Origin of the sequence: Kutzneria kofuensis (genome assembly GCF_014203355.1) — a bacterium.
In the GTDB taxonomy this organism is placed as follows: domain Bacteria; phylum Actinomycetota; class Actinomycetes; order Mycobacteriales; family Pseudonocardiaceae; genus Kutzneria; species Kutzneria kofuensis.
In genome coordinates this window covers 6,810,233-6,831,446 of the sequence record NZ_JACHIR010000001.1, presented here as the reverse complement: position 1 = coordinate 6,831,446, position 21,214 = coordinate 6,810,233, and the positions used below count along the sequence as shown (strand labels likewise).

General features: G+C 71.7%; 2 protein-coding genes. Both read right to left on the bottom strand.

All coding sequences use genetic code 11. The features are described 5' to 3' along the window. Positions 1–69 precede the first annotated feature (69 nt). Positions 70–5,385: an SDR family NAD(P)-dependent oxidoreductase gene (locus BJ998_RS31375; protein ID WP_446685016.1), complete on the bottom strand. Its 5,316-nt coding sequence runs from the start codon at positions 5,383–5,385 to the stop codon at positions 70–72. Continuing rightward, complete coding sequence (locus BJ998_RS47795) at positions 5,382–21,200, bottom strand: SDR family NAD(P)-dependent oxidoreductase (RefSeq protein ID WP_446685009.1); 15,819 nt, start codon at positions 21,198–21,200, stop codon at positions 5,382–5,384. Before BJ998_RS47795 ends, BJ998_RS31375 begins: the two co-directional genes overlap by 4 nt. Positions 21,201–21,214: the final 14 nt, after the last annotated feature.

Sequence of the window (21,214 nt, the reverse complement as noted above, 5' to 3'; positions counted from 1 at the left end):
TCGGTGTTACGGGCTTGTCGGCCGCCGGCCGGGTGGCGGCGACCATCACCTCGGACCATCGACTTCCCCTCAGGAAATCGAATCCAGCTCGTTGTCCAGGATGTCGAACAGCTCCCCGGCGCTGACCGACGTCAGATCCTCGGTGGCGCTGCCCTGTTGCTGGTCGTCGACCCACTTCGACGTGAGAGCGCGGAGGCGGGCGGCGATGCGGGTGCGGTCGGTGTCGTCGGGGTTGGTGGACAGGGCCGCCGTGATGGCGGCTTCCAGCTTGGCCAATTCGGAGTCGAGGGCGGACAGGTCGGTGGTGGCCTCGCCCCCGCCGAGTTCGGTGACGAGATAGGAGGCGATGGCGGACGGGGTGGGGTAGTCGAAGATCAGCGTCGCGGGGAGGCGGAGGCCGGTCTCGGTGTTGAGGAGGTTGCGGAAGTCGACGGCGGACAGGGAATCGAAGCCGAGTTCGCGGAAGTCGCGGTCGGGGGCGATGGTGTCGACGGAAGCGTGACCGAGGACGGACGCCACCCGCGCACGGACCAGATCCAGGACAACGCGGGTCTGGTCCACTTCGGACAGACCGGCGATCCGGTCCTTCAGGGAACTGGCGGACTTGGCGACGGTACGGACGGGGTTGCGGACGAGACCCCGAAGCAGCGCGGGGATCTCATCGGTACGGGTACGGAGGGCGGCGGCGTCGATGCGCATGGGCACGACGACGGCACGGTCGGCGGAAACGCCGGCATCGAACAGAGCGAGGCCCTGGTCGACGGGCAGCGCGGGCAGGCCCTGGCGGGCCATCCGGGAAAGGTCGGCCTCCGAAAGGTCTGAGGCGAGGCCAACGCCGGAGTCCCAAAGCCCGAACGCCAGCGAGGTGGCGGGCAGGCCGAGGGACCGGCGGTGCTGGGCCAAGGCGTCGAGGAACACGTTGCCGGCGGCGTAGCTGGCCTGCCCGGCGGCGAGCACCAGCCCGCCGGCCGAGGAGAACAGCACAAACGCCTTGAGGTCGACGGTCAACTCGTGCAGATGCCAGGCGGCGTCGGCCTTGGGGCGTACCGTCGCCTCGAAGCTCTCGTCAGTGACGGCGCCGATCATGGCGTTCTCGGCGGCGGCAGCGGCGTGCACCACGGCGGTGAGCTGTGGAATTCCACCGAGCAGTGCGGCCACCTGCGAGCGGTCGCTGACGTCGCAGGCAGCGATCGTGACGCTGGTGGCCCCGCTGTCGACCAGCTCGGCCTGCAACCCCGCCGCGCCCGGTGCGTCCAGGCCGCGGCGGCTGGTCAGGACGAGGTTGCGGACGCCGTGCTTGGTGACCAGGTGCTTGGCGACCAAAGCGCCGAGGCCACCGGTGCCGCCGGTGATCAGGACGGTGTCGTCGGCATTCCACGGCGTCGACGACACGGCGGTGACGGAGGTGAGCCGCGGCACCACCAACGAACCGTTGCGGACAGCGATCTCCGGCTCGCCGGTGGCCAGCGCGTGCGGCAGCGCATTGTCGGAGGCGACGGTCCCGTCGAGGTCGACGAGGGCGAACCGGCCGGGGTTCTCGGCCTGGCCGGCGCGGATCAAACCCCACACCGGCGCCTGCCCGAGATCGACGTCGTCGCCGGTCGCCCGCACGGTGACGACGGCCAGTGTGGAGTCGGCGAACCTCTCATCGGCCAGCCACTCGCGGGCGATGCCCAGCACGTGCTTCGCGGCGGCGCGAACACCGTCCGGCGAGGAAGGGCCCTGCGGCACAACGGTCACGACCAGGTCCGGCACGACGTCGATGTCGGACAGCGTCGGGAAAGCCTTGCCCAGCCCCAGGTCCGGCCCGATGACGGCGACGGAACCCAGCTCACCCGTGGCCGGCACCGGAACCCACTCGATGCCGTACAGCGAATCCGAGGCGGCGCTGAGCTGCTCGGCGGAGACCGGCCGCGAAACCAACTCCGACACGGTCAATACGGGCTGGCCGGCCTGGTCGGCGACCCGCATCGACGACACCTCGTCGCCGCGGACCTGCCGGATCCACACGCGCAGCGCGGACGCGCCGGTGGCGTGCAGCGTGACCCCGTTCCAGGAGAACGGAAGCAGCGTGGCACCCTCGCCGCTGTCGTCGACGAGGTCGGCGTGCATGGCCGCGTCGAGCAGAGCCGGGTGCAGGCCGAACCGGTCCGCCTCAACGCCCTCGGGCAGCGCGACCTCGGCGAAGACGTCGTCGCCCCGCCGCCACCCGGCCTTCAGTCCCTGGAACACCGGGCCGTAGCCGTAGCCGCGGGCGTGCAGCAACTCGTACGCCCGGTCGAGGTCGAGCGGGGTCGCGTCGGACGGCGGCCACGCGGTCAGGTCGAAGTCCGGGGCCTCGACAGCAGAGGTGAGGATGCCGGTGGCGTGGCGAGTCCAGTCGTCGCTGCCCTCGGCACGGGAGTAGGCGCCCACCGGCCGGCGGCCGTTCTCATCGGCGGCACCGACCGTGACCCGCACGTTCACGCCGCCGCGCTCGGGCAGGATCAGCGGCGCGGCGAGGGTCAGCTCCTCGATCACGTCGGAGCCGACGTGCCGGCCGGCGTGCCCGACCAGCTCCACGAAACCCGTGCCGGGGAACAGAATGGTGCCCAGGATGTCGTGGTCGGCCAGCCACGGCTGCGCGTCCACGGCCAGGCGGCCGGTGAGCACGACGCCGCCGGTGTCCGGCAGCTCGACGATGGCGTCGACCAGCGGGTGGTCGGTGTGGCCGAAGCCCTGCCCGCTGCGGGTGCCGGCCTGCAGGTCGGACCAGAACCGCTGGCGCTGGAACGCGTAGGTGGGCAGGTCGACCGGCCTGACGTCGAGGCCGGCGAAGAACTCCGTCCAGTTCACCGGGACGCCGTTGGCGAACGCCTTGGCCAGGCCGGCGACCAGCTCGTGCTCCTGCGGCTTGTCCTTACGCTGCAAGGCAATGAACACCGGGTTCTCGCCGGTGACGCAGCCGGCGCCCAGGCCGGCCAGCACGCCGTCCGGGCCGATCTCGACGAACCGGACGACGCTCTTGGACTCCAGGGTCCTGACCGCGTCCAGGAACCGGACGGCCTCGCGGACGTGCCGCACCCAGTACTCCGGGTCGGCCAGCTCGTCGGGCTCGGCGATCTGGCCGGTCAGCGTGGAGACGATCGGGATCGTCGGGGCGTTGAAGGTCAACCCGCCGACCACCGTGCGGAATTCGTCCAGCATCGGCTCCATCAGTGGCGAGTGGAACGCGTGCGACACCTTGAGCTGCGTCGTCTTGCGGCCCCGGGCCTCGAAGTCGGCCTTGATCCTCAGCACGGCCGCTTCGTCGCCGGAGACGACCACCGACTGCGGGCCGTTCACCGCCGCGATGCCGACGCCGTCGACCAGCTCGATCTCCTGCTCGGTGGCCTGGATGGCCACCATCGCACCGCCAGCCGGCAGGGCCTGCATCAGACGTCCGCGCGCCGACACCAGCTTGCACGCGTCGGCGAGCGACAGGACGCCGCTGACGTGCGCAGCGGCGATCTCGCCGACCGAGTGGCCGGCCAGGAAGTCCGGCCGCACACCCCAAGACTGAACTAAACGGTATAGTGCAACTTCCAGTGCGAGCAGCGCGGGCTGGGCGTTGCCGGTCTGGTTGAGGGCGTCCTGGTCGTCGCCCCAGACGATGGACGGCAACGCCGGATCCAGTTGGGCGACGACCTCGTCCCACGCCTGCGCGAACACCGGGAAGGTCTGGTACAGCTCCCGCCCCATGCCGATGCGCTGCGCGCCCTGGCCGGTGAACAGGAACGCGGCCAAGCCCTGAGCGCGGGCGACGGCGTGGTTGGTGCCGTCGGCGATCGACGACAGGCCGGCGAGGGCGGTCTCCCGGTCGCTGGCCACCACGACACCGCGGTGCTCGAACGGCGTCCGAACGGTCGCCAGCGAGTACGCAACGTCGGCGAACGAGCCGTCTACAGAAGACAGCTGGGCAGCGTTGGCCGCCAGCGCCTCCGGGGTCTTGCCGGACACGATCCACGGCAGGACGCGGGACACGGGAGTCCGCTCCACCGGCTCCTCGGCCGGCGCCTGCTCGATGATCACGTGCGCGTTGGTGCCGCCGAGGCCGAACGACGAGACGCCGGCCCGGCGCGGGCGGTCCACCGCCGGCCACGGGCGGGCCTCCGCAAGCAGGGCGACATTGCCGGCGCTCCAGTCGACCTGCGGCGTCGGCTCCTCGGCGTACAGGGACTTGGGCAGCACGCCGTGCTCGATGGCCTTCACCATCTTGATCACGCCGGCCACACCGGCCGCCGCCTGGGTGTGGCCCAGGTTGGACTTGACGGAGCCCAGGTACAGCGGCTCGTCCCGGTCCTGGCCGTAGGTGGCCAGCACGGCCTGCGCCTCGATCGGGTCGCCGAGCCGGGTGCCGGTGCCGTGCGCCTCGACAACGTCCACATCGGACGTCCTGAGGTCGGCGGCGGCCAGCGCCTGCCGGATCAGCCGCTGCTGCGACGGGCCGTTCGGCGCGGTCAGGCCGCTGGACGCCCCGTCCTGGTTGACCGCGCTGGACCGGATCACGGCCAGCACCGGGTGGCCGTTGCGACGCGCGTCGGACAGCCGCTCCAGCAGGATCAGGCCGGCGCCCTCGGAGCAGCCCACCCCGTCGGCCGACGCGGAGAACGACTTGCACCGGCCGTCGGCGGCCGCACCGCGCTGGCCGGAGAAGTACACGAACATCTCGGCGTTGGACATCACGGTCACGCCGCCGGCCAGGGCCAGGTTGCATTCCTTGCCGCGCAACGCCTGCATGGCCGAGTGGATGGCGACCAGCGACGACGAGCAGGCGGTGTCGACGGTGACGGCCGGCCCCTCCAGACCCAGCGTGTACGCCACGCGGCCGCACACGAGGCAGCCGTCGGAGGAGCCGACGCCGTAGTCGTGGTACATGAGGCCGGTGAACACGCCGGTGCGGCTGCCCTTCAGCGATGCCGGGTCGATGCCGGCCCGCTCGATCGCCTCCCACGCGACCTCCAGCAGCAGCCGCTGCTGCGGGTCGATGGCGATCGCCTCGCGTGGGCTGACGCCGAAGAAGTCCGCGTCGAAATCGGCCGCGTCGTAGAGGAACCCGCCCTCACGCGTGCAGGACTTGCCGGGCGTGCCCGGCTCCGGGTCGTACAGGCCGTCGAGGTCCCAGCCACGGTCGGTGGGGAACGGCGACACCGCGTCCCGGCCCTCGGCGACCAGGTCCCACAGCTGCTCGGGCGACTTCACGCCGCCGGGGAAGCGGCACGCCATGCCGACGACGGCGATCGGCTCGCTGGCGTCGGCCACCAGCCTGGCGTTCTGCTGGCGCAGCTTCTCGTTGTCCAGCATGGACTTGCGCAGGGCGTTGACGACCTTCTCGACTTGTGCGTCCATGTCCGTTCTCCCGGTCAGTTGTCGGCCGCGAGGGCGGCCGCCACGAGGTCGTCGATGTCCATGTTCTTGATCGCTTCGCTCTGGTCGTCGGTGGCCTCGACCTGTACCGAACCGGCCAGTTCAAGCAGCTGGGCCAGGATTCCGGCCTCTCGCAGCTTCGCCACCGGGATGGCCGCCACCGCGCGCTGGATCTCGTCGTCGGACCGCTCCTGCTCGGCGGGGGCCTCGCCGATGGCCGGCAGCAGCTCCTCGAGCAGGAACCTGGCCAGCGACACCGGGTTCGGGTAGTCGAACATCAGGGTCGCCGGCAGCCGCAGGTCGGTCGCCGCCTGCAACCGGTTGCGCAGCTCGATCGCGGCCAGCGAGTCCAGGCCCAGCTCGGTGAAGCCCTTGGTGACGTCGATGGCGTACGGGTCGTCGTGGCGGACCACCGCCACGTGCGTGCGGACCAGGTCGAGCAGCACCCGGTCGCGCTCGCTCTCGCTCAGCCCGGCCAGCCGCCGCTCCAACGACGGCCCCTCCTCCGGCTCGGCCGGCGCGTCGGCCGCGACGGCGCGGGCCGGCTTGCGGGCCGGCGCCTTCAGCACGTCCTTGAGCAGCAAGGGAATCTCGCTGCCGGACTCCGCCGCCGCCAGCACGATCGGAGCCAGGATCGGCTCGTCGACGGTCATCGCCTCGTCGAACAGCCGCAGACCGTTCTCGGTGGACATGACCTGGATGCCCAGCCGGGCCATCCGGCCCACGTCGCTGTCCGCCGCGCCGCCGCTCATGCCCGTGTCGGTGGCCCAGGGGCCGAAGCCCAGCGAGGTGGCGGGCAGGCCGGCGGCCCGGCGGTGGGCGGCGAGGCCGTCCACGAACCGGTTGGCCGCGGCGTAGTTGCCCTGGCCGGCGCCGATGATCAGACCGGCGCAGGAGGAGAACAGCACGAACTGGGCCAGCGGCAGGTCCCTGGTCAGCTCGTGCAGGTGCCACGCCGCGTCCACCTTGGGCCGCAACACGTTGTCGATCTGCTCCGGTGTGAGGCCGGTGATCATCGCGTTGTCCATCACGCCGGCCGCGTGCAGAACGCCGGTCAGCGGGTGCTCGACGGTGCTCAGGAGCTTGGCCAGCGCATCGCGGTCCGACACGTCGCAGGCGGCGATCTTCACGTCAGCGCCGAGCGCGGTCAGTTCCGCCTGCAGGTCGGCCGCGCCAGGGGCCTCGATGCCGCGGCGGCTGGTCAGCAGCAGGTGCTTGATTCCCTGTGAGGACACCAGGTGCCGGGCGAAGACCGCGCCGAGGCCGCTGGTGCCGCCGGTGATCAGGACCGTGCCGTCCGGGTCGAGCCGCGGGGTGCCGGCCGGGCTCGGCGACACGCGGGCGAACCGCGGCACCTTGACCCCGCTGCCCCGCAAGGCAACCGCCGGCTCGCCGGAGGCGATGACCGCCGGCAGCAGGTCCTCCGAGCCGTCGGAGTCGACGAGCACGAACCGGCCCGGGTTCTCCTCCTGCGCGGACCGCAGCAGGCCCCAGATCGGCGCCTGTGCCACGTCGACGTCCTCGCCGTCGGCGGTGGTGACCGCGTTGCGGGTGATCACCAGCAGCTTGGAGTCCGAGAACCGGGCGTCGGCCAGCCACGCCCGAAGCGTTGCCAGCACGCCGTCCACGACCTCCCGCACCTGCTCGGTGACGCCGTCTCCGGTGGTGACAACGGGAAGCAGCGCGACCTCCGGCACGGTGGTCAGCGCCTGGACGTCGGCGGCGCCGGACACGGTGGCCCAATCGCCGCGGGCAGCGGTGTGCAGGCTGCCCAACGGCATCTGATTCCAGGCAATCCTGTATACAGAATCCAGCAGGCCGGATCCTGCCGACGCGGCGGCGTTGACCTTGTCGGCGGTCACCGGGCGGACCACCAGCGACCGGATGGTGGCCACCGGAGTGCCCATCGGGTCGGCCAGTTCCAGCCGCACCGCGTCGGAGCCGCCGGTGTAGACGACCCGGCCGCGCAGCCGGTTCGCGCCGACGGAGTGAATCGTGACGCCGGTCCACGCGAACGGCAGCTGGGTGCCGCCGACGTCCTGCGGCTTGCGGCCGGCCATGAAGTCGGTGGCGCTCAGCGCGGAGTCCAGGATGCCCGGGTGCAGGAAGAACTCGGCGGCGTCGGCCTTGGCCTCCTCGGGCAGCGCGACCTCGACGAAGGTTTCCTCGCCCCGCAGCCAGATCCCGCGCAGGCCGCGGAACATCGGGCCGTAGATGTAGCCCTGGCCGGCCAGGTAGTCGTAGACGCCGCTGATGTCGACCGCCTCGGCGCCGGCCGGCGGCCACTCGCGCAGGCCGACGTTGAACGCCTCCGGCGTCGGGGCCGGCTTGTTCTCCGCGGTCAGCACGCCGGACGCGTGCCGGGTCCAGCCGGTCTCGGCGTTCTCCGGCCGCGAGTAGATGGCCAGCGTGCGGGCGCCGTGCTTGTCCTCGGGGCCGACAACCGTCTGCACGGCAAGGCCTTCGCCGCGCGGGGGCAGCGGCATCAGGGCCTCGATGGTCAGTTCCTCGACGGTGTCGCAACCGACCTCCTCGCCGGCGCGGACGGCCAACTCGACGTACGCGGTGCCGGGCAGGATGACCGTGCCGAGCACGTCGTGGTCGGCCAGCCACGGGTGGGTGTCGATGGACAGGCGCGTGGTGAGCGTGACGCCGCCGGTCTCCGGGGACTGCACGACCGCGGCCAGCAGCGGGTGCTGCGCGGCCACCTGGCCCAGGCCGGCGGCGTCCTCGACGCTCGCCGCCTGCATGTCGAGCCAGTACCGGCGCTTCTGGAACGCGTAGGTCGGCAGGTCCACCCGCCGGCCGCCGGCGAAGAACGCCTTGCCGTCGAGGTCGAGGCCGACCGCCGCGAGCAGCGTGTGCGCCTCCGGCCGGTCCTTGCGCAGCGATGCGAGCAACACCGCCTTGCCTGCGCCGAACACGTCGTCGTCCCGGGTCAGGCAGCCCTGGGCCATGCCGGTCAGCACGCCGTCGGGGCCGATCTCCAGGTACTTGGTCACGCCCTGGGCCTCCAGTGAGCGGACGGCGTCGCAGAAGCGGACCGCCTCGCGCACGTGGTCGACCCAGTACTCCGGCTCGCTCCACTGCCCGCCGCCGGCCGAGGTCGTGACGACCGGAATCGTCGGCGTGCCGTAGGTCAGGCTCTCGGCCACCTTGCGGAACTCGTCGAGCATCGGCTCCATCAGCGGCGAGTGGAAGGCGTGCGAGACCTTGAGCCGGGTCGTCTTCCGGCCCAGGGCCTCGAACTCCGCCCTGATCGCCAGCACGGCCTCTTCGTCACCGGAGATCACCACCGAGGTGGGACCGTTGACCGCCGCGATGCCGACGCCGTCGCGGAGGGTGATCTCCTCCTCGGTGGCCTGGATGGCCACCATCGCGCCGCCGGCCGGCAGGGCCTGCATCAACCGCCCTCGCGCCGACACGAGCTTGCAGGCGTCTTCCAGCGACAGGACGCCGGAGACGTGCGCGGCGGCCAGCTCGCCGATGGAGTGGCCGGCGAGGAAGTCGGGACGGACACCCCAGGACTGAACTAAACGGTACAGTGCAACTTCGAGGGCGAACAGCGCGGGCTGGGCATAGCCGGTCTGGTTGAGGGCCTCCGGGTCGGAACCCCAGACGATGGTGGACAGCTCGGGGTCCAGCCGCGCCACGACCTCGTCCCAGGCCTGGGCGAACGCCGGATAGGCCTCGTACAGCTCCCGTCCCATGCCGATCCGCTGTGAGCCCTGGCCGGTGAACAGGAACGCCGTCTGACCGTCGGTCTTGGCGCCACGCACGACGTTCGGCGACTCCTCGCCGTTGGCCAGGGCCGTGAGAGCGCTCAGCGCCGACTCGCGGTCGTTGGCCAGCACCAAGGCGCGGTGCTCCAACTGGGCCCGGGTCGTGGCCAGCGAGAAGCCGGTGTCGAACAAGTCGACGCCGGTGGCCAGGAAGCCACGCAGCTTCTCGGCCTGGTCCGGCAGGCTGGCGGCCGTCTTCGCCGACAGCACAAGGGGAATCACCGGCGTGGTGTGCCCGGTAGCGGCGACGACAGTCGACTCCGGAGCCTGCTCGACGATCACGTGTGCGTTGGTGCCGGAGAGGCCGAACGACGACACCGCGCCGCGGCGGGGGCCGGAAGTCTTCCACTCGCGGGCCTCGGTCAGCAGCTTCACCGCGCCGGCGGTCCAGTCGACCTGCGGCGACGGCTCGTCCACGTGCAGCGTCTTCGGCATCACCCCGTTGCGCACGGCCATGATCACCTTGATCAGGCCGCTCACGCCGGCCGCCGCCTGGGCGTGGCCGAGGTTGGACTTGATCGAGCCCAGCCACACCGGGTCGTCCTCGGTGCGCTCCTGGCCGTAGGTGGCGAGCAGCGCCTGCGCCTCGATCGGGTCGCCGAGCCGGGTGCCGGTGCCGTGCCCCTCGATCAGGTCCACGTCCGCCCCGGTCAGGCCGGACACCGCCAGCGCCCGCTGGATGACCCGCTGCTGCGACGGGCCGTTGGGCGCGGTCAGGCCGTTGGAGGCGCCGTCCTGGTTGATCGCGGAACCCCGGATCACCGCCAGCACCTCGTGCCCGTTGCGCTTGGCGTCGGACAGCCGTTCCAGCAGCAGCATGCCGATGCCCTCGGACCAGCCGGTGCCGTCGGCCGCGCCGGCGAACGCCTTGCAGCGGCCGTCGGGCGCGAGGCCGCGCTGCTGGCTGAACTCCACGAAGATCTCCGGCGTGGACATCACCGTGACGCCGCCGGCCAGCGCCATGCTGATCTCACCGCTGCGCAGCGCCTGGCAGGCGGTGTGCACGGCAACCAGCGACGACGAGCAGGCGGTGTCGACCGTGACGGCCGGCCCCTCCAGACCCAACGTGTAGGCGACGCGGCCGGAGGCGATCGAGCCGGCGTTGCCGTTGCCGATGTAGCCGGCCAGGTCGTCCGGGATCTCCCGCAGCCAGGTGCCGTAGTCGTGGTACATCACGCCGGCGTAGACGCCGGTCTGGCTGCCGCGCATGGACGTCGGGTCGATGCCGGCCCGCTCGAACGCCTCCCACGACGCCTGCAGCAGCAGCCGCTGCTGCGGGTCCATGGCCAGCGCCTCGCGCGGCATGATGCCGAAGAACTCGGCGTCGAAGTCGGCGGCGTCGAGCAGGAACGCGCCGTCGCGGGCATAGGTGTGGCCGGGCTTGCCGGGCTCCGGGTCGAACAGGGAGTCGATGGCCCAGCCGCGGTCGGTCGGGAACGGCGTGACGGCGTCCCGGCCCTCGAAGACCAGCTTCCACAGGTCCTCCGGCGACGTGACGCCGCCCGGGAACCGGCAGCTGATGCCGACGACCGCGATCGGGTCGTCCGCACGGACCTGGGTCGGGGCCGCCTTCTTGGCCGGCTCGGCGGCGCCGCCGACGAGCGTGGCGACGAACTCCGCCACCCGCCGCGAGTTCGGGTAGTCGAACACCAGCGTGGCCGGCAGCTTCAGGCCGGTGGCCGTGTTGAGCATGTTGCGCAGCTCGACCGCCGCCAGCGAGTCGAAGCCCAGCTCCTTGAACGCCTTGTCCGCCGGCACGGCGTCGATGCCGTCGTGACCGAGGACCGCGGCGACCTTGCCACGCACCAACTCCAGCAGCGCGCGGTCGAGGTCGGCGCCGCTGAGGCCGGCGAACTGCGTCTGCACGGTGGCCTGGCCCTGAGCGGCTCGACGGGCCTGGACCCGCACGAATCCCCTCAGCAGAGCCGGAATCTCCTCGGTGCGGGTGCGCAGCGCCTCGCGGTCGATCTTCAATGGCACGATCACCGCCTCGTCCGCCGCGAGAGCCTGGTCGAACAGCTCCAAGGCCTCCTCGGCGGGCAGCGCCGGCATGCCGAGGCGACGCATCCGGTCCAGGTCGGCGTCGACGAGCTCGCCACCGAGTCCGGTGTTGACCGCCCACATGCCGAACGCCAAAGCGTTGGCCGGCAAGCCATTTGCCCGCCGGTGCTGCGCCAGCGCGTCCAGGAACACATTGGCCGCCGCGTAGTTGGCCTGTCCGGCCGCCAGCACAATGCCGCCGGCGGAGGAGAACAGCACGAACTGGGTCAGCGGCAGGTCCTTGGTCAGCTCGTGCAGGTGCCAGGCGGCGTCCACCTTGGGGCGCAACACCTTGTCCACCTGCTCGGCGGTGAGCGCGTCGATCAGGCCGTTGTCCACGACCGCCGCCGCGTGCACGACGCCGGTCAGGTCGGGGATCTTGCGGATCACCTTGGCCAGGTCGACCCGCTTGGTGACGTCACAGGCGAACACGGTGACCTCAGCACCGAGGGCGGTCAGCTCCTCGGTCAGAGCGGCGGCTTCAGGGGCCTTCGCGCCGCGCCGGCTCACCAGGGCAAGCTTCGTCACGCCCTGAGTGGCCAGGTGCCGGGCGATGATCGCGCCCAGGCCGCTGGTGCCGCCGGTGATCAGGACCGTACCCTCGGTGTCCCATGTGGACGTTCCGGTGGGCTGCGCGGCGGACAGACGCGGCACCAGGATCTCGCCGTCGCGGATGGCCACCTCGGGCTCACCGAGGCTCGCCGCGACGGACAACGCCTGAGCCGAAGCCTCGGTGTTGTCGGTGTCGACGAGGACGAGCCGACCGGGCTGCTCCGCCTGCGCCGCGCGGACCAGACCCCACACCGCCGCCTGGCTCAGGTCGGCAATGTCCTCTCCCCCAACGGAAACCGCGCCGCTGGTGATGATCGCGGTGACGCCCTGCGTGCCGTCGGCCAGCAGCGACTGCACATCGTTCAGCACGAGGCCGGTGACCTTGCGGACCGCCTTCGGGACCTCGCCGTCGGCGGTCGGGCTGACGTAGTGCACGACGTCGATGTCCGAAGGCTGGGCGGTGGTCGGCTTCCACTCGATGCGGTGCAAACCGTCCGACCCCTTGGCGGCGCTGAGCTGTTCGGCGGAAACCGCCCGGGAGACCAGGGATTCCACCGTCAGCACCGGCTGGCCGGTCTGGTCGGCCATCCACATCGCGGAGACCTCGTCGCCGCGCAGCCGCTGGATGCGCACCCGCAGCGCGGTCGCGCCGACCGCGTGCAGGGTGACGCCGTTCCAGGAGAACGGCAGCAGGGTCGCGCCCTCGCCGGTGTCGTCGAGGAGGTCGGCGTGCATGGCCGAGTCCAGCAGCGCCGGGTGCAGGCCGTAACGCTCGCCCTCGCTGCCCTCGGGCAGGCTGACCTCGGCGAACACCTCGTCACCGCGCTTCCAAGCGGCGGTCAGGCCCTGGAAGGTCGGGCCGTAGCCGTAGCCACGGTCGGTGAGGCGGCCGTACGCGTCGGTGACGTCGATCGGGGTCGCGCCGGCCGGCGGCCACTCGGTGAGGTCGAACGCCGGGGCCTTCGCCGGGGCAACGGTTCCCATGGCGTGCCGGGTCCAGGCTGTGTCGCTGCCCTCGGGGCGGGAGTGGATGCTGACCGGGCGGGCGCCGGTGGCGTCCGGACCGCCGATGGTGACCTGGATGGCATAGCCGCCGCGCGGCGGCAGGATCAGCGGGGCCTGGAGCGTCAACTCCTCCACCGACTCGCAGCCGACGTGCTGACCGGCCTGTGCCGCCAGCTCGACGAAACCCGTGCCCGGCAAGAGGATCGAGCCCAGCACCTGGTGATCGGCCAGCCAGCCCAGGGACTCGGCGGCGAGCCGGCCGGTGATGACGACGCCGTCGCCGTCGGCCAGGGCGATGACCGCGCCGAGCATCGGGTGCCCGGCGGCGACCTGGCCGACCGACGACACGTCGCCGGAGGTGGCGGTCGCGTTCAGCCAGTAGCGCTGGTGCTGGAAGGCGTAGGTGGGCAGGTCGGTCCGGCGGGCGTTGGTGCCGGCGAAGAACTTCGGCCAGTCGACGGCCAGACCGTTGGCCCAGGCCCTGGCCAGGGCGGTGACCAGCTCGTTCTCCTGCGTACGGCCGCGGCGCTGGGTCGCGATGGTCGCGGCGTCGTCGACGCAGGTCGCGGCCATGCCCGTCAGCACGGCGTCCGGGCCGATCTCGATGAAGCGAGTGACACCCTGCGCGGCCAACGCCTTGACGCCGTCGTAGAAGCGGACGGCGTCGCGAACGTGGTTGACCCAGTACTCCGGCGAGGTCCAGTCACTGCCGGCGTTGGGGATCCTCGGCGCGTTGAAGGTCAGGCCGGCGACAACGGCGCGGAACTCGTCCAGCATCGGCTCCATCAGCGGCGAGTGGAACGCGTGCGAGACGTTCAGGCGGGAGGTCTTGCGGCCCTTCGCCTCGAACTCCGCCTTGATCTTGAGTACGGCCGCTTCGACGCCCGAGATCACCACCGACTGCGGGCCGTTCACCGCCGCGATGCCGACGCCGTCGACCAGCGTGATCTCGTCCTCGGTCGCCTGCAGCGCGACCATCGCGCCACCGGTGGGCAGGGCCTGCATCAGCCGGCCACGGGCGGAGACCAGCTTGCGGGCATCCTCCAGCGAGAGAACGCCGGCGACGTGCGCCGCCGCGATCTCGCCGATGGAGTGGCCGGCGACGAAGTTCGGCGTGACGCCCCAGGACTCGAGCAGCCGGTAGAGGGCGACCTCGAAGGCGAACAGCGCGGGCTGGGTGACGCCGGTCTGGTTCAGCGCCTCCTGGTCGTCGCCCCAGGCGATCTCGGCGATCGCGGGATCGATCGCCGCGTCCCAGGCCGCCGCGAACGCCGGGAAGCGCTCGTGCAGTTCGCGGCCCATGCCGAGTTGCTGCGCGCCCTGGCCGGTGAACAGGAAGGCGGTGAACCCGTCGTTGGCGACGTCCGTGATCTTGCCGGCGGCGAGGTCGGCCAGGGCCGACGAACGGTCCGCCGACACGGTGGCGATCCGGTGCTCCAGTGCGGCACGGGTGGTGGCCAGCGAGAACGCGATGTCGAGCGGTTCACCGTCCACATCGGACAAGCGGGCGGCCTGTGCAGCGGCGGCCTCGGCAGTCTTGCCGGACACCAGCCACGGCACGATTCGCGGCTCGATGGTCCGTTCTGGCTCGGCAACGACCGGCGCCTGCTCGATGATCACGTGCGCATTGGTGCCGCTGATGCCGAACGACGAGACACCGGCCCGGCGCGGGCGATCCACCGCCGGCCACGGCTGCGCATCGGTCAGCAGCCGGACGGCACCCTCGGCCCAGTCGACCTTGCTGGAGGGCTCGTCCACGTGCAGGGTCTTGGGCAGCACGCCATGCCGCATCGCCATGACCATCTTGATGATGCCGGCGACACCGGCGGCGGCCTGGGTGTGGCCCATGTTCGACTTGATCGACCCCAGCCACAGCGGCTCCGACCGGTCCTGGCCGTAGGTCGCGAGCAGCGCCTGCGCCTCGATCGGGTCGCCCAGCGTGGTACCGGTGCCGTGGCCCTCGACAACGTCCACATCGGACGTTGTGAGGCCGCCGGAGGCCAGCGCCTGGTGGATGACCCGCTGCTGCGACGGGCCGTTCGGCGCGGTCAGGCCGTTGGAGGCGCCGTCCTGGTTGATGGCGGAGCCCCGCACGACGGCAAGGACGTCGTGACCGTTGCGAACAGCGTCGGAGAACCGCTCGACGAGCAGCAGGCCGACGCCCTCGGACCAGCCGGTGCCGTCGGCGGCCGTGGCGAAGGACTTGCAACGGCCGTCGGCGGCCATGCCGCGCTGCCGGCTGAAGTCCACAAAAGTGTCCGGAGTGGACATAACCGTGACACCGCCGGCCAGCGCCAGCGAGCACTCGCCGGCACGCAGGGCCTGGATCGCCCAGTGCAGCGCGACCAGCGACGACGAGCAGGCCGTATCCACAGTGACCGCCGGGCCCTCAAGGCCCAGCGCGTAAGCGATACGACCGGAGACGACGCTGGCGAGGCTGCCATTGCCGAGGTAGCCGGCCACGTCCTCGGACACCTCGCCCAGGCGCGTGCCCCAGTCGTGGTACATCACGCCGGCGAAGACGCCGGTGTCGCTGCCCCGCAGGGAAATCGGGTCGATGCCGGCGCGTTCGAAGGTCTCCCAAGCGGTTTCCAGCAGCAGCCGCTGCTGCGGGTCCATCGCGGACGCCTCGCGCGGGCTGATGCCGAAGAACGCCGGGTCGAACTCGGCGGCCTCGTGCAGGAAACCGCCCTCGCGGGAGTAGCTCTTGCCGGGCTTGCCGGGCTCCGGGTCGTAGAGGCCGTCCACGTCCCAGCCACGGTCGGTCGGGAAGGTCGTGACGACATCCCGCCCCTCGGCGACGACCTGCCACAGGTCCTCGGGCGAGGAAACCCCACCGGGGTAGCGGCAGGCGATGCCGACGATGGCGATCGGCTCGTCGGTGGCGGCCACCACCGGCGCCTTCACCACCACCTTGTCGGCGACGCTGAGGATCTTGTCCCCGATCAGCTTGGCCAACGCGGCGGAGGTCGGGTAGTCGAAGGTCAGGGTGGCCGGCAGCCGCAGGCCGAACGCGGAGTTCAGCCGGTTGCGGAGCTCCACCGCGGCCAGCGAGTCGAAGCCCAGCTCGGTGAACGCCCGCTTCGGGTCGATGGCCTCCGCTCCGTCGTGCCCGAGCACGTCGGCGACCTGCTTGCGCACCAGGTCCAGCAGCACCCGGTCGCGCTCCACATCGGACAGTTCGGCCAGCCGGTGCGCCAGCGTCTGCTCGACGGACACCGGGCCGGCAGCGGTAGGCCGCTGTGGTCGAACCAGGCCGCGGAACAGGGCCGGCACACCGTCCGAACGGGACTGCAGCGCGCGGGCGTCGACCCGCACCGGCACGGCATTGGCGAGGTCGCCGGCAACGGCCGCGTCGAACAGCGCCAGGCTTTCCTCGGCGTTCAACGGGTCCAGACCGAGGCGGCGGATCCGTTGGATGGCCAGCTCGTCGAGCTGCTCCCCCATGCCCGCACCGACCGCCCACAGGCCCCAGGCCAGCGCGGTCGCCGGCAGGCCCAGGGCCTGGCGGTGCCGGGCCAGGGCGTCGAGGAAGACGTTGGCGGCGGCGTAGTTACCCTGGCCGGCACCGTCGACGAGGCCGGCTGAGGAGGAGAACAGCACGAACGCCTTGAGGTCCAGGGCCTTGGTGAGCTCGTGCAGGTGCCAGGCGGCCTCGGCCTTCGGCCGCAGCGTGGTGTCGATGCGTTGGGACGTCAGGGTTCCGATCAGGCCGTCGTCGATCACGCCGGCCGCGTGCACCACGCCGGTCAGCGGGTGCTCGGCGGGAATGCCGTCGATCACCGCCGCGAGTGCGTCCCGGTCGGCCACGTCGACCGCGGCGATGGTCACGGAAGCGCCCAACGCGGTCAGCTCGGCCGACAACTCCGCAGCGCCCGGCGCGTCCGTGCCGCGACGGCTGGTCAGCAGCAGGTGCCGAACTCCCTTGTCGGCCACCAGGTGCTTGGCCACGATGCCGCCCAGCCCGCCGGTGCCACCGGTGATCAGCACTGTGCCGTCTGCGGTCCACGGGCCTTCCGCACTCGACACCGATGTCTTGGCCAGGCGCGGCACCAGGATCTCGCCGCCGCGCAGAGCCAGCTCCGGCTCGCCAGAGGCCAACGCGGCCGGCAGCAGCTCGGCCGAGTCCTCGTCCACGTCGACGAGCACGATCCGGCCCGGGTTCTCCGCCTGGGCCGAACGCAGCAGGCCCCACAGCGGGGCACAGCACAGCGTCGACGGGTCATCGGAGCCGACCACCGCACCCTGCGTCACGACAACCAGACGGGATGTGGTGAACCGCTCGTCGGTCAGCCACTCCTGCACCAGCTCCAGCGCCCGATACGTGGTGCGGCGCACCGCGTTCGGCACATCGCCGCTGCAGCAGGCGAACGGCGCCAGCACAACCTCCGACGGCAGCGCTCCGTAGTCCAGGGTCTCGCGGTGCGCCTGCAGGTCGGCGTGCACGGTGATGCCGCTGCCGAGCGCGTCGGCCAGGCCGATGTAGTCGGCCCCGACAACCGCCCAGCCCTTGGTCGACGGGACCGGGTTGACCGGGGCGATGGCCTCCCAACGCACCTGGAACAGGGCCTCGCCGCCGCGGCCGGCGGCGCGCAGCTGGTCCGCGGTGACGGCCCGCACGACAAAGGACTCGACCGTGGCAACGGGGGCGCCGGTCGAGTCCGCGATGTCGAGGGAAACGGCCTCCCGGCCGGTGGAAGTGATGCGCACGCGCAGCGCGGATGCGCCGGTGGAGTGCACGGAGACGCCGCTCCAGGCGAACGGCAGCCGGATGTCGTCGCCGACCGGATCGTCGGAGGCGAAGTCGGTGGCGTGCAGCACGGCGTCCAGCAGGGCCGGGTGCAGCGCGAACGCGCCGGCCTTCTCCTGCTCCGGCAGCGCGACCTCGGCGAAGACCTCGGACCCGTTGCGCCACACCGCCCGCAGGCCCCGGAACACCGGGCCGTAGCCGTAGCCCTGACCGGCCATGTCGGCGTACAGAGTCGAGATGTCGATCTTTTCAGCGCCTCGTGGCGGCCAGGCGTCGAGGCTCACCGGGCCCGAAGCGCTCCGGCGACCCAGGACACCGGTCGCGTGCCGGGTCCAGGACTCGTCGGTGTCGGCGCGGGAGTAGAACTCCACGGTCCGGCGGCCGTCGTCCTCCGCGCCGACCACGATCTGCAGCGCGACGCCGCCGCTCTCGGGCAGCGCCAGCGGGCTCTCCAGGGTCAGTTCCTCGACGAGGTCGAGGCCGACCTGGTCACCGGCGCGGACGGCCAGCTCGACGAAGGCCGTGCCGGGGAACAGAACCACCCCGGACATCACGTGATCCGCCAGCCACGGGTGCGACCGCAGCGACACCCGACCGGTCAGCACCACGCCGTCGCCGCCGGCCAGGCCGACAACCGCGCCCAGCAACGGGTGATCGGCGGCCACTTGGCCGAAGCCGGTCGCATCGCCGGAGCCGATTGCCGAGGACATCCAGTAGCGGCGGCGCTGGAAGGCGTAGGTGGGCAGCTCAACCGTGCCGGCGCCGGCGAAGAAGGCACTCCAGTCGACCTTCGCGCCACGGGACCACGCCGTGCCCAGGGCGGTCAGCAGCTCGCGGACCTCGTCCCGGTCGCGGCGCAGCGCGGCGGCGAACACGACGTCGCCATCGACACTTTCCTTGCCCATGGCCGACAACACCGGGTCGGGGCCGAGCTCGATGAACGTCGTCACGCCCTCGTCGACCAGGGTCGTGATGCCGTCGGCGAAACGGACGGCCTCGCGGACGTGCCGGACCCAGTAGTCCGGCGAGCACAGGTCCTCGGCGCTGGCCACCCGGCCGGTCACGTTGGAGACGACGGGAATCTGCGGCGGGTTGTAGTCGAGCACGCTGGCGATGAGCCGGAACTCCTCCAGCATCGGCTCCATCAGCGCCGAGTGGAAAGCGTGCGAGGTGCGCAGCCGCTTGGACTTCGCGAAAGTTCCGGCGACCGCGAGCACCTGCTCCTCGACGCCGGACAGCACAACAGAGTTGGGGCCGTTGACGGCGGCGATGCTCACGCCGTCGTAACCCTCAAGCGCGGCGCGGACATCGACCTCGCTCGCGCGCACCGACACCATCGCGCCCACACGCGGCAGGTCCTGCATCAACCGGCCGCGGGCGGCGACCAGCGTGGCGGCGTCCTCCAGCGACAGCACGCCGGCGATGTGCGCGGCGGCGAGTTCGCCGACGGAGTGACCGGCGACAAGATCGGGGGTGACGCCCCACGACTCCAGCAGCCGGAACAGTGCCACCTCGACCGCGAACAGCGCGGCCTGCGTGTAGGCGGTCTCCCCCAGCAGCTCCTCGCCAGTCTGATCAGGCACTGCGCCGAACAGCACGTCGTTCAGGGGGCGGTCCAGCTGCACGTCGAGGTGGGCGATGGCCTCGTCCAACGCCTCGGCAAAGACCGGGAACTTGCCAGCGAGTTCGCGTCCCATGCCGACACGCTGGCTTCCCTGGCCGGTGAACAGGAAGGCCAGCCGCCCGCCGGTCACGTTCGACGCGGTCGAGCCGTCGGCGATGGCGTTCAGGCCGCGCAGCAGTTCGTCACGGTCGCCGGCGATGACGACCGCGCGGTGCTCCAGCGCGGCCCGGGTCGTGGCCAGCGAGTTGGCCAGATCCACCAACGGCAGGTCCACAGTGGACGTCAGCCGAGCGGCCTGCGCCTTCAAAGCCTCCGCGCTACGGGCAGAAACCACGAAGGGAGACACCGAGTCCGGGGTCGGCTGTGCGGACTCGATCACTCCTGCTTCGGTCTCCCCGATTGGAGCCTGCTCCAGGATCAGGTGGGCGTTGGTGCCGCTGACACCGAACGACGACACGCCCGCCCGGCGGACCTCGCTGTCCCAGGGGACTTCCTCGGTCAGCAGCGTGACAGCGCCGCCGGCCCAGTCGACGTGCGGCGTCGGCGCATCCACGTGGAGCGTCTTGGGCAACACGCCGTGCCGCATCGCCGTGACCATCTTGATCACACCGGCCACGCCGGCCGCCGCCTGCGTGTGACCGATGTTGGACTTCAGCGACCCCAGCCACATCGGTCGGTCGCGGCGCTTGCCGTACACCGCCTGCAAGGCGTTGGCCTCGATCGGGTCGCCGAGTGTGGTGCCGGTGCCGTGCGCCTCGACGGCGTCCACCTGCTCGGCCGTGAGGCCGGCGTTGGCCAGAGCCTGACGGATGACCCGCTGCTGGGCCAGCCCGTTCGGGGCCGTGATGCCGTTGGAGGCACCGTCCTGGTTGATCGCGGAACCCCGGATCACCGCCAACACGTTGTGCCCGTTGCGCCGGGCCTCGGACAGCCGCTCCAGCACGAGAATGCCGACGCCCTCGGCAAAGCCGGTGCCGTCGGCCGCTGCCGCGAACGCCTTGACCACACCGTCCGGCGCAAGGCCGCGCTGACGGGCGAAAGCCGTGAAGGTGCCCGGGCTGCCCATGACCGCGACGCCGCCGGCCAGTGCCAGCGTGCACTCGCCGAGACGCAGCGACTGCACGGCGAGGTGCAGCGCGACCAGGGAGCCCGAGCACGCGGTGTCCACGGTCAGGGTGGGGCCCTCCAGCCCCAGGGTGTAGGCGACGCGCCCGGAGACGACGCTGGGAGCGTTGCCGGTCAACAGGTATCCGTCGAAGCCGTCCGGCGCCTCGTGCAGGCGCACGCCGTACTCCTGCGGCTCGGCGCCGACGAACACGCCGGACCGGCTGCCCCGCAACGACTGCGGGTCGATGCCGGCGCGTTCCAGGGCCTGCCAGGCGGTTTCCAGCACCAGCCGCTGCTGCGGGTCCATCGCCGACGCCTCGCGCGGGCTGATGCCGAAGAAGTCGGCGTCGAACTCGGCGGCGTCGGGCAGGAAGCCGCCGTGCCGGACATAGGTCGTGCCGGGGTTGTCGGGATCGGGGTCGTACAGTCGGTCCAGGTCCCAGCCGCGGTCGGTCGGGAACTCGTCGCGCACGTGCCGGCCCTCGGACACCAGCTGCCACAGGGCGTCCGGGGAGTCCACGCCGCCGGGCAGGCGGCAGCCGATGCCGACGATGGCGATCGGTTCGTCGTCGGCCGCGGCGGAGGCGACCGGTTCGGGCGCCTCCGCCGCCAGCCCGAGCAGCTCGGCACGCAGGTACGCGGCCAGCAGGTTCGGTGTCGGGTAGTCGAAGCCGATGGTCGGCGGCAGGGCGAGCCCCGTCTCGTCGCCGAGCCGGGTGTGCAGTTCGACCAGGCCGAGCGAGTCCAGGCCCAGTTCGCGGAAGGCCTCGTCGGGCCCGATCCGGACTTCTCGCCCCGGACGGATCCGTTGCAGCACGGCCAGGGTGTGCTCGCTCACCAGACCCAGCAGGATCCGGGTCTGCTCGGCGGGCGGCACCTCACCCAGCCGACGCGCGAGCGCCTCACCCGCGTCAGGAACGAAGTTTCCGGACTCGCTCATCTGCCCACTCTCCACACCGCTGCCCTCGA